This window comes from Shewanella sp. SG44-2, assembly GCF_014164215.1.
Taxonomy (GTDB): domain Bacteria; phylum Pseudomonadota; class Gammaproteobacteria; order Enterobacterales; family Shewanellaceae; genus Shewanella; species Shewanella frigidimarina.
Map to the genome: position 1 here is coordinate 164,699 of NZ_JACJEU010000004.1, position 11,672 is coordinate 176,370.

The window sequence follows — 11,672 nt, forward strand, 5'->3', positions numbered from 1 at the left end:
TCCAATGACACTTTTTGATAAACACAGTTGTATTTAAAAGGAAATTAAATGGAAACGTTAACAAACTTTGATTCAGGAAGCGGCTTTGTCCTCCTCATTGCTGGCATAGCAGTATTAGGATTGATTATTATTGGACTTATATTTGCCAAACTGTACAAACGAGCCAGTAAAGAAATGGCTTTTGTTCGTACCGGGTTCGGCGGTGAGAAAATCATTAAAGATGGTGGCGCAATTGTGCTGCCAGTGCTGCACGAAACGATTTCGGTCAACATGAATACCTTGCGTATTGAAGTTGAAAAAAATCAAAAAGATGCCCTGATCACCAAAGACAGAATGCGCGTGGATGTAAAAGCCGACTTCTATTTACGTGTTGCGCCAAATGCCGAAGGGATTTCAATGGCAGCGCAAACGTTAGGTACTCGCACTAATCGTGTTGAAGAGCTTAAAAAGTTAATGGAATCGAAGTTTGTCGACGTATTACGTACCGTTGCAGCCGAAATGACCATGACCGAAATGCACGAGCAGCGCGCAGACTTTGTCCAGCGAGTGCAGAACAATGTCGCCAATGACCTTGAGAAAAACGGCCTAGAATTAGAATCTGTGTCGCTCACGGGTTTTGATCAAACTGACTTGCAATTTTTTAATGAAAATAACGCATTTGATGCCGAAGGTCGTGCTCGTCTAGCAAAAATCATTGAAGAAAAACGTAAAGAAACCAACGATATTCAACAAGAAAACCGTATCAAAATTGAACAGCGTAATCTTGAAGCGGAAAAAGAATCGTTAGAAATCGAAAAGTCGGAAGAAGAAGCTCGCCTTGCTCAGCAGCAGTCACTCGAATTTAAACGTGCCGATCAAAAAGCTGAAATCATTAAACAAAAAGAAAACAAAGCCCGCGAAGAACGTGAAGCAGAAATTGCCAAAGAGCGTGCAATTGAAACGGCTGAAATTGAAAAAACCAAAGACATCGAAACCCGTGAAATTGAAAAGTATAAGTCTATTGAACAGTCACGCATTCAGCAACAACGCGATATTGAAGTATCTGAACAAGACAAACGCATTGCGGTAGCTGCTAAGTCGGAAGAAGAGTCAGCCGCTCGAGCTCGCGCTGCAGAAGCTGAAAAAACCAAGGTAGAAAAAGAAGAAGCGGTTATTACTGCGCGCCAAACTGCAGAAGCTAATCGTCGTAAAGACATTGAGGTGATTGACGCCCGTAAAGAAGCTGAGCGCGAGGCCGTGGGCGTTACAGTTCGAGCTGAATCAGAAAAAGTTGCCGCGGAAGATAGAGCTAGCGCCATTTTAATTGAAGCGCGTGCCAGTGCAGACGCTAAAATGCTAAAAGCCTCAGCCGATGAGAAAATCTATGCAGTTGAAGCGGCTGGTAAACGGGCACAGTACGAAGCTGAAAACGTACTGAGCAACGAACAAATTGCACTGCAAAGATCATTAGCCATATTAAAAGCCTTACCCGACATTATTGCTCAAGCCGTAAAACCGCTTGAAAAAATTGAAGGTATTAAGATTTTACAAGGCTATGGTACGGGCAATCAAATGAGTAACGGCGAGGGTAACCAATCCCAGGGTGGTATTGCAGAGCAAGTAACCACTGCAGCATTAAACTATCGTGCTAATGCCCCTGTGGTTGACGCCATGCTACGAGAGTTAGGTTTAGTTAATTCAGAGTCTGGTAACTTAAATGACCTACTGACAGGCAATAATGCACTGACATCTGAAGCGATTAATGTCATTCAATCGGCCAAAACAGGTTTTAGTGTGGATGAAGTTACCCCTGGCGTTAATCCAGCGCAATAAATGCTAAGTTGCTAAAGAGGTATCTTTCCTCTTTAAAATACAAAAAGTGCCTTTTGGCACTTTTTGTATTTATCGGCATCACTCTATAACAGAGTCATGCCGACTATGTTCAATCTCAATCTCAGTCGCTTAGCGAGAGTGTGAAACACTTTTTTACGCTAAAGAGTGAGTTACAACAGCTGGCCCTGTAACAGGTTTATGTTGTTCTACCTTATTAAATTATGGTCTTAATCGTAGAGAAACTTAATATTCTTTAAGGTTTATTGTTAGTTTATTATGAGCTTGGTTGTAAAGTGCTTTGTGGCCAAAAGACAGACTTTAAGCAATAGTACGTAGAATTTATCTGTTAGTTATTATTGTATTATGGTCGTTACCAGTTACCAGTTACCCGTTATCTATTAGCAGTTAATGCTAGGTATGAGCTAAATACACTTGTGTAATCACTCAGTCCCTCAAATAAGCCTAAAAAGGTAATGTGAACCATGACAACAGCAATAGATTATTATTTTACTAGCCTTTCACCTTATGCCTATTTAGGCCATAACACCTTTACCTCGTTGGCTGAACAGCACAAAACTGCTATCAACTATAAGCCGATTAAACTGGCAAAATTGTTTGCAGTATTAGGTGTGTTACCGGTAAAACAACGCCTGCAAGCCAGGCAAGACTATCGTTTAATTGAGTTAGCTCGTTGGTCAACAAAGCGCAAATTAACCCTTAATCTGCAGCCCGCTTTCTTCCCTGCAGACCCAGGTTTGGCCGACAGATGTACTATTGTGTTACAGCAAGCTGGACAAGCTGTCAGTGAGTTTGTTGCCAATGTACTGGCAGCATGTTGGGCAAAAGATCAAAACATTGCAGACGAAGCGGTTATCCGACAAATATTAACCTCACTTAATCTAGATGCCGACGGTGTTGTGCAGCAAGCATTGTCAGCCGAAATAGAAGCAATATACGAATCTAATACCGTAGATGCTATTGAAAAAGGTGTGTTGGGTGTGCCGACCTATGTGTATCAAAATGAGCCATTTTGGGGACAAGATAGACTCGATTTACTTAACGATAAGCTGGCTGGATAACGTTATTTAGGTGAGGTCTAAAATAAGGTTGCAGTGGTTATTTACTGTAACCTTTACCGATGCCAATAATAATGAACGTTCAAAAGTAAAAACCAATAATCAATTGCTGTTTACACGTATTAATTTGGTTTTTGGAGTCAATAACGTTACTTATAAATAGTCATCAGTTGGCAGCCATTATGGTTGAATGTTTTTACATCAACGTTTAATCACAATCCATTATTTCAACTTTGTAATACCTATTAGAACCGCAATAATACCACCGGCCATTCCAGCCCAGGCTTCAATTGGCGTATCACCGCTTATCGCGCGGGTAACTTGAGAGCTCGCTGCATCATAAATATTGTAGCCCCACAACGCTAAAAAAATACCCGCAATAACAAGTACAATCCCAATAATTTTACTATTCATGCTAACTCCAGACTTTGATGAGGTGGCAGTGATGCCACCGTTGATGACGTTCAGTTAATAATGTTGCAGTAGATAACCCGAAACTAACCAAACTCATGAGGGCTCTTTATACAAGCTCCCAGACCAATCTCTGGGGGGGGCGCTTCCATCTGTTTCATTTTAGCAAAATGAAACAGACACAAGCTAACCTGTTATTACGTTGATCGATCTTTTTATAGTCACTATAGTTTGACGTTATTTCTAATCTGTTCTATTCGCTCGCGGTTAACCCCAAAGTCAGACTCTCCGATACGTGAAGCAGATCTAACATGGATGGTAATGTTATCAGATGTTGTTGACGGGAAATAAAACTCAACATCATCGACAAAACGCATTATCTGCGAGGTAAATTCTACTCGGATATAATCATCCTCAACCACGACGATATTCGCTCGTTCAGCAGCCTTTAGTACGTGCAACAGTTTTGCCTGTGCCTGCTGGCGTGTGCCGATGAACTCTATCGGTTGTATCGCGTGTTCTTCATCTGCAGCTGATTGTTGGCTATTGACGCAATTTGGCGATTCAGGACATGGCATTAACTGGCCATCATTAATGCCTAAAGTAGGCACCGTGCCAGAACAACCCATTAACAGCATCATGCTAAGTGTAATAATTGAAACTTGCTTGTACATTATTAATATCCTTTTATTTATTTTCGCGGTGACCATAACTTAATACACGGGTTATTTGCCATTTATCGTCTACTTTACGCCAAACCATGACAAAGTCAGCTTTACCTTCACATTGGTTGGTTTTATTTTGACAAAAGATATGCACCCCTTCGGTAATCGCACCAAAATCTTTAATCGAGTGGACGTTAAAAGAGCCCTCAACTAACTTCCGAGTGTAATGGCCACAGGCATTGTTTTTAGTATTGGCAATCATGCTGTCACGGTCCCACGTTACCCCACCATTATCATGATAAAACTCAACATCCGCTGCAAAAAAGCTTGCGTGCTTATCTAGTTCTTGCGGATTTTGACAATGATTAAATGAGTCAAACACCGCAGTATCAAGCGCTTTCATCGTGTCAGCCAACACCATGTCATCAGCCAATGAAGGCATTGAGACCAAGGCCAATAAAACCAAGCAAATTTGTTTCATCGTTTCAATTCCTAATGGGTTAGTGACAAGGTCAGTGGTTCAGTCACAAAGCGTGTTGTAAATAGGCGGTCAAATACGGTTAACACAGAAACTTTATGAGGTCTAAATATAACTACAGAATATAAACGTAAAGTCATCGTTCTGAAAACTCAATATTCAAAGGGGTAGGGATTTGAACCCTCGCCCTCATTCTAAGATGCCTGTATACGCGGGTTGTACGAGTATTGAATGAGTTGATTGTTACACCAAACGGTTGTTTTATTTATCGTCAGAAGAATGATGTTTAGCCTCAAGTGCTAAAACTTAATCATAGTTATTGAGCCATAGTCTCTTGTTAAGTTCTAATACTTTTTTGGGACTGGTTTCTTTGAATCCCAGCTATTTACAACTGCCTCTAGGCTTGAAAAAAGACCACTGACATTTTGAGTTGTTCGCACATGAGTTATATATGGCAGAAGCTCTTTATAGTGCCTTGTAAATTTATGGCTATACATTTCACGTGCTGCATCTTCATCTACAGCTCCCATTTCAATCGCAGTACAGAAGCTTTCCAACAAGTTTAGGTAACTCTTTAGTTTTACTCTTAGCTCTTTATTATCATCATTAAATAGAGCAGTGACTTCGTTTTCATTTAAAGCTTTATTTCTATCGATTAAAGCAATAAAGCTATTATTGAGCTCTTTTTCGATTTCAATAAATTCATGTGACTTAGGCAAATAACTAAACGCACTATTTAATTTATTCCACCTTTTGGCATCATCAATAGATCTTTTCACTTCTTTCAATTGCTGCAATGCAATAAACGCAACTCCAACTCCGACTAATCCACCAACACCAGAGAAGAAAGCCCAAAGCCCCATCCATGTAAAATCTTGCACAATACTCTCCTTAAAAGTTAACGCCGCATTAAGCGGACTAAAATAGTGGGTTATGATGTGAAGCATAGCGAAACGTAACCCACTATTTTAGTTTCGTTTAAAGCCTTGTATAACTCATTGGCAGATTACATAGGTAACTTCCAATCTGAACTTGCATATCTAAAGCGTGGGTTTTCTATTTTTTGAGGAATGTAATGTGAACTATCAATTACAAATGATGCCGCCAATATATCGCGAAAACCTCCTAAACGCTCGACACTAGTCAACTCATTTGTCACATCCTTAAATACGGTAGAGAAACCTTGGTGTTGTTTTGATTTCATAAAGTTTGGTGTGCTTAGTGCAAACTCTCTATCTGGCAAAGGAGGTATACCTACAAATGCAGTTGCAGTATTTATCGATTTGATTAAAAAGCTACCCTGAATGCCTTGATGAGATGTGACTCCATATTTACGTTTAATGTCCCCTGATATTTTATCGAGATCGGATTGTAAGCTAGTAACTTTTTTATTACCTGCAGCCACACCGCTTTCGTCATATGCCGCATGTATTTCACGAATGACTTCTCTACACGTTATAAAGCAATCTTCTTTTTTAACTTCTAAGGCTGATTGAATAACCTGTTTAACATTACCAGATTCATTTGCTAACCAAGCTGAAAAAATAGGCAAATCCATCGATAATGTTGAAGCTCGACCATGATCAATAATTTCAGATCTAGTAGTACAAATTTTCTGTGATAAATTTTGAATGATTTTAGCAGTGTAATCGTGCCCAAACGCGCCTGTTTTTTTCATCCAATGTAATTGGTATGCATGCCTAATTGGATGTATAAAGGAATCTGCTTTAAAGTGCTTAGCAATTACGCTGTAATAAATTGATTTATATGCCATCCAATTTAGAGAAGCGATGAACATTTCTAATTGCTTTGTCATCCCTCCTTTACCACGAGACTTCTTTTCCCTTTCTCGCTTAAATTCATCTTCAGTAAACTCATGCCCTGATGCACTTACAAGTTTTATACCTTTAGACCAATAACCTTTTGTATCCGAAGCATCGGATAATTCGTTAAAGATAGAAGCACTAAGTTCGCTATATTTGTCATATTCAGGCGTATTTGGTTGTCCAAGCATTTTCATTGTTAGATAGTACACGCTGGTTCGAAGATCCCACGTACAAACCATATTTAGTTTGAGCATTTCGACTAACTGCCTAAAGTCATTATCAACAAACTCACCACCTCTAATTTCAGGATTTATTTGTCGAGCGGCGGTCTTTGCAATCTTGTCAAATTGATTAAGCTCAAAATCGCTTTCAGATAAAAACCTAATAAAGTTGAATTTTGCAATGCGTTTCTCACGATACTCTTCTTTGTAGTTATCAACACAGATTAAATCATCGTAAAAAAGGATTGCTTGAATTAGGTTCTCAAATGCAACTAGATCACCATTAATAGTGTCAGGGTTTGTTATGATGATATCGCCTAATGTTCTTTCGACTGCAGTTAACGAAGCATTATCAATTAATGCATAAGACATTTAATTACCTCTAAACTAAAATGAGTTATAACGCTTATTGAACGGCTCGACCGATAAAGCCGACCGTTTAAGTTATTGATTTAAATCATCCTACATTCTCTATGTCTTTGATGTAAAGTGATAAAGCACTCTCAACCTCCCAAAACAAACCGAGGTTGCGCGTTAATGTCGTTCAAAAAACAAGCGGTGAAATTTATTTGCCATATTATCAATCCATTATATTTTTCGAAATAAATCTACATTACGACTTTAGGCTTACCTAATGAACTTTTGGCTTACTTCATGAATTAGTTGATTTTAATTAAGCTAAATTTATTTATACCTGTATCTAAAATCATTCGGTTAAGCACAATCTAACCAGTAAATAATGGTTTCTATAGAAAAGCACCTCAATACTTCGAGTAACTATTTCTCAATAAATACAGTCAGCATGTATACCTCAGCGTATACATTTCCGCGTGCAGAGACATGCCGCCTGTAGACATAAATGACCACACTAATTCGTCATTGAATGAGTAACCACATGCTGAATACACTTTACAACTCATATGTAAGTATCGATCTTATAAATAGGAACCCGTGGGTTCAAAGTCCTATCTTTCACCTAAACGAAAAAAGGCTCATCATTTCTGATGAGCCTTTCGTCTTAAATCTTGAGGAGGGATAGCTTGCTTGTAATAAAGAGGAACCCTTGGGTTCAAAGTCCTATCTTTCGCCCAATAAAAAGGCCCGCTATAAATAGCAGGCCTTTTTATTTGAATGTGGCGGAGGGATAGTGATCTTTTATAAAGAGGAACCCGTGGGTTCAAAGTCCTATCTTTCGCCAAAACAAAAAAGCCTCATCATTTCTGATGAGGCTTTTTTGTTAAATGTGGCGGAGGGATAGGGATTTGAACCCTAGAACGGGATAAACCGTTGCCGGTTTTCAAGACCGGTGCATTCGACCACTCTGCCATCCCTCCGAACGCGGTGAATAATAAGGGTATTCTAAAAAATGTAAAGCCTTGATGTGCTCAATGGCACAACAAATGTGCAAAATGACCTTAAAAGGGTCGCGTTTGGACAATATTTACACTTTTAACGCGATTAATTTATTATTAGCTCTGTTGACGATAGTGAGTTTGCCTCTCTCGATAGCTTGTTGCTAACGAGAGAGACAGTAACATCAGTAACGATTAGTGAACTAAACCACGACGCTTTAATAGGGCGTCGGTTGATGGCTTTTTACCAGCAAAGTCGATATAGCTTTGCATTAGATCTCGGCTGTTACCTTTTGACAATACTGCGTCACGGTATTTTTGGCCGTTCTCTAACGTTAATCCACCGTGAGCCATCATGTAAGCAAACGAGTCTGCTGCAAACACTTCGGTCCATAGGTATGCGTAATAACCAGCTGAATAACCGCCGCCGAAGCTGTGGCTAAAGTAGGTGGTTTTGTAGCGTGGCGCAATTGGGCCGTAGTCTAGGCCGTGTTTGGCTAGTGCTTGTTTCTCAAAAGCGGCTACATCGGTAATTTCGGTGCCTGCTGGAATTGAATGCCATTCCATATCAAGTAGCGCAGCAGCTAAGTATTCAACTGTACCAAAACCTTGGTTAAAGGTGTGGGCTTTTAACACTTTGCCTAATAACTCTGCAGGGATCGGCTCACCAGTTTGGTAGTGTTTCGCGTAGTTGGCTAGCACGGCAGGGTCGATGCTCCAGTCTTCGTTAGCTTGTGATGGAAACTCAACAAAGTCACGTGCTGTTAAAGTACCGGCTAGGCTTGGGTAGTTAACTTGTGAATATAAACCGTGAATGGCATGGCCAAACTCGTGGAATAACGTGCTCACTTCGTCAAAGGTTAGCAGTGTTGGTTGACCTTCAGCAGGTTTTGGCACGTTAAGTGCGTTGTATACCACTGGTTTTGTATTTTTTAAGAATGACTGGCTAACGAACTCATCCATCCATGCGCCACCACGCTTACCAGGGCGTGCGTACATATCGAGATAGAATAAACCAATTGAGCTGCCGTCTTTGTTAAAGATTTCATAGCCTGTGACGTCTTTGTGCCACACAGGAAGGTCGTTACGTGGTTTAACTGTAATGCCGTACAGCTTTTCCATTGCGAAAAACAATCCGTCGTTAAGCACTGTGTTCATTTCAAAGTATGGCTTAACTTGGTTGTCGTCTAGGTCATATTTGGCTTTACGTACTTTTTCTGCGTAGTAAGCCCAGTCCCATGGTTCTAAAGTAAAGTCTTTACCGTCTTTAACGATTTCGGCTTGAATGTCTGCCGCTTCAATTTTGGCTTTAACCAGTGCTTTTGGCGCTAAGTCATCAAGAATGCCATAAACCGCTTCTGGGTTTTTGGCCATTTGGTCGCCTAGCGAGTATGCCGCCCATGTTGGGTAGCCTAATAGTTTGGCTTTTTGTGCACGCAGTTGAGCAATTTTGATGTTTAACGGCGCGTTGGTGTCCATGGCGCGATATGCTGAGGTTTCCCATAGCTGTTTACGTACATCGCGGTTTTTAAGGCTAGAAAGCAATGGTTGAGTGGTGGTGTTCACTAAAGTGATCATGTAACCCGTTTTACCAGCAGCTTTAGCGGCAGCAGCTAATGATGCAATGTCGTTGTCTGATAAGCCATCAAGCAGGGCTTTATCTTCAATTATGATCACATCGTCATTAAATGACTTTAATACGTTTTGTGAGAAGCTGGTTTCAAATTTGGCTAGCTCACCGTTTAACTCACGCATTGTTGTTTTGTCAGCGACTGATAATTCAGCACCGGCACGGACAAAGCGGTCGTAATACACTTCAACTAAACGTAAGTCTTCGCCTGTTAATGTGGCTTTGTTTTTATAAATCGCTTGGATGCGCGCAAACAGTTTTTCATCAAGATAGATGTTGTCTTGGTGTGCTGTGAGTTTAGGCACAATTTGCTCTTCAACACTGATGAAGTTGTCGTCTGAAATAAGCCCTGAAAGGTTGAAAAATACCCGTTGAGTGCGGTCTAAAATCGCGCCGGTTTTTTCAAGTGCGACGATGGTATTGTCAAACGTGGCAGCTTCAGTGTTGTTAGTAATGGCAGCGATTTCTGCTTTGTGCTCTTGCATGCCTTGTTCAAATGCAGGTAAGTAGTCGCCCGCATTAAACTTGTCGAACTGTGGTGCCATGTATTGTAAAGGGCTTGGTGTTAATAGTACGTTGTCGGCAGTAGCAGGCGCTTTGGTCATTGTTGTTGATGCATCTGTTGTGGTTTTGGCTGCCATGGCGGTGTCTGCTGATTGCTCTGAACACGCGCTGAGCATCAGTGCAGCACTAACTGCAGTCGTGATAAGTGTTTTACGCATTGAAATATCCTTGGGTCTTGGCCCTTTTAGGTGTTTTTATGCCTATTCAAAATGTGTTGTGCGGCTGAATAGTGACAATAAAAACATAAAGTAATAACCCCAGTACAATACCAAGCCTGCGCCTTGCAGCAAAGGTTAATGGTATTAACTAAGATTAATTATTGTAACTAAAGTTACTAATAGTGATATTTGTTAGATTTTGCGGCATTCCGGCTGTAATTGTAGTGGTAATTTGTGGATATTCGCGTAGCTTAATAGCAATAGATAGCACTACGAGGGTGATAGATGAAAGCGGGTAAACACGATACAAAACTGCTCAAGCTCGCGATGGAGATTGGCATGGGATACGCGCAAAAGCGTGGTTTTGAAGATTTTGGCAAAGGCATTTCGCCAAAAGATAAAGTGGAATGTATTTATCGATTATTAGTGCAAGACAATTTAATCCAACCATTAGCCGAAGATAAAGATGATGGTCCGAATCGTAAACATAAATTGATATTGTGGATTAGTAAGCAACTGCCTAAAGAACATGAATTATTGAACTAAGGTTACCAACCTACACACTAAATTAAGCCCAAATGAAACGATATTTCATTTGGGCTTTTTGTCTTTAGCACCTGTATGTACAGGCGCTAATATCGATTTTACTAACGTGATTCAATTTCAATAATTTTTAAGCTGATTAACTGCTTTTGCCATTGCTGCTTTTTAACACCTTCTACCCAAATTGTATCACTTTGGCGATGCTGACCTTTACGCAGGTAAGTTTCTGGCATACGGAATATAGCTTCCCAGGCTTCAAGCTTTTCTGTTTTGAGCAATGCACCGTTGTCATTGTAAAAACTCACTTCAACTTCAACAACTGTGACATGTTCGTTACTGGTGCTGTCAAAATCGAACACTAAGCCGAGCTTATCGCCTTTCCATTTTGTGTCTGCAAGGGTGATTTTAATGCCGTCTTTAGCCGTACTGCCTAATAATTCTGGTTGTGCTAACGCCGCTGCAGTTAAGCGTGTGGTTGCTACTTGAGAATTAACTGCAGGCGCAGTAGGCATGGCAACCGATTGTGCTGCAACAGGTGTTGTTACTGCAGCTACCGACGCTGCAGGTGCAATTGCAGGCGGTGTTACTCCGTTTGCTTGCTCTGTGATGTCTGCTTTAGCAGCTTGCACTGGTTGGGTTACTGTTTCGGTGATGATGTATTCCCAAGTGAAGTCGTCTTTTAGACGAACATTGGCACCATTTTCTAAGGTGATAACAGCAACATTGGCGGCCATTGCTGCTGGAGCGAGTAATAAAAATAGGGCTGATGCGATCGCATTAAGTTTGGTTTTCATCTATTCATCCTGATTGAAAGTCTTTAACTCTTTTGCTCATTCTACGTACTTTTATAGTAGAAATGGAAATAAAGTGTGGTTCGATATTCATATTTCACAGCCGCATGTTGTAGCGCAATATTTTATGCTTATGTCGCTATTG

General features: G+C 40.4%; 10 protein-coding genes and 1 tRNA gene. 3 read left to right on the forward strand and 8 right to left on the reverse strand.

What is annotated here, in order from left to right; all coding sequences use genetic code 11:
- The first annotated feature begins 48 nt into the window (after positions 1 to 48).
- Together H5181_RS04685 and H5181_RS04690 are read left to right on the forward strand one after the other, a co-directional pair.
- Positions 49 to 1,812 (forward strand): flotillin family protein, encoded by a 1,764-nt coding sequence (locus tag H5181_RS04685; RefSeq protein ID WP_182750364.1) that lies wholly within the window; start codon positions 49 to 51, stop codon positions 1,810 to 1,812.
- 482 nt (positions 1,813 to 2,294) lie between these two features.
- Positions 2,295 to 2,891 carry a 2-hydroxychromene-2-carboxylate isomerase gene (locus H5181_RS04690; protein ID WP_182750365.1) on the forward strand — a complete coding sequence of 199 codons (597 nt, stop codon included), beginning with the start codon at positions 2,295 to 2,297 and terminating at the stop codon, positions 2,889 to 2,891.
- Between the two features lie 219 nt (positions 2,892 to 3,110).
- Here the strand turns inward: H5181_RS04690 and H5181_RS04695 are convergent, their stop codons facing one another.
- From H5181_RS04695 to H5181_RS04725, 7 genes are all read right to left on the reverse strand, one after another.
- A complete protein-coding gene (locus H5181_RS04695; RefSeq protein WP_011639035.1) occupies positions 3,111 to 3,302 on the reverse strand; it encodes a DUF3185 family protein in 192 nt (63 codons plus the stop codon).
- Between the two features lie 221 nt (positions 3,303 to 3,523).
- Positions 3,524 to 3,973, reverse strand: coding sequence for a DUF1499 domain-containing protein (locus H5181_RS04700; protein ID WP_182750366.1), 450 nt, complete (start codon positions 3,971 to 3,973; stop codon positions 3,524 to 3,526).
- 13 nt (positions 3,974 to 3,986) lie between these two features.
- Positions 3,987 to 4,445, reverse strand: coding sequence for a nuclear transport factor 2 family protein (locus tag H5181_RS04705; protein ID WP_182750367.1), 459 nt, complete (start codon positions 4,443 to 4,445; stop codon positions 3,987 to 3,989).
- A gap of 341 nt (positions 4,446 to 4,786) precedes the next feature.
- Complete coding sequence (locus H5181_RS04710) at positions 4,787 to 5,323, reverse strand: DUF4760 domain-containing protein (protein WP_182750368.1); 537 nt, start codon at positions 5,321 to 5,323, stop codon at positions 4,787 to 4,789.
- A gap of 125 nt (positions 5,324 to 5,448) precedes the next feature.
- Positions 5,449 to 6,861: a hypothetical protein gene (locus H5181_RS04715; protein ID WP_182750369.1), complete on the reverse strand. Its 1,413-nt coding sequence runs from the start codon at positions 6,859 to 6,861 to the stop codon at positions 5,449 to 5,451.
- Between the two features lie 872 nt (positions 6,862 to 7,733).
- Positions 7,734 to 7,823, reverse strand: a tRNA-Ser gene (locus H5181_RS04720).
- Between the two features lie 213 nt (positions 7,824 to 8,036).
- The gene (locus H5181_RS04725; protein ID WP_011639030.1) at positions 8,037 to 10,193 is read right to left on the reverse strand and encodes a M3 family metallopeptidase; all 2,157 of its coding nucleotides are present in this window, start codon (positions 10,191 to 10,193) and stop codon (positions 8,037 to 8,039) included.
- Positions 10,194 to 10,478: 285 nt separating this feature from the next.
- Between H5181_RS04725 and H5181_RS04730 the strand changes: the two genes are divergently transcribed.
- Entirely contained in the window at positions 10,479 to 10,739 is a 261-nt protein-coding gene (locus tag H5181_RS04730; RefSeq protein WP_011639029.1) for a DUF5062 family protein, read from the forward strand.
- 101 nt (positions 10,740 to 10,840) lie between these two features.
- Here H5181_RS04730 and H5181_RS04735 read toward each other — a convergent pair whose 3' ends face one another.
- Positions 10,841 to 11,530: a DUF3157 family protein gene (locus tag H5181_RS04735; protein WP_182750370.1), complete on the reverse strand. Its 690-nt coding sequence runs from the start codon at positions 11,528 to 11,530 to the stop codon at positions 10,841 to 10,843.
- Between the last annotated feature and the right edge of the window lie 142 nt (positions 11,531 to 11,672).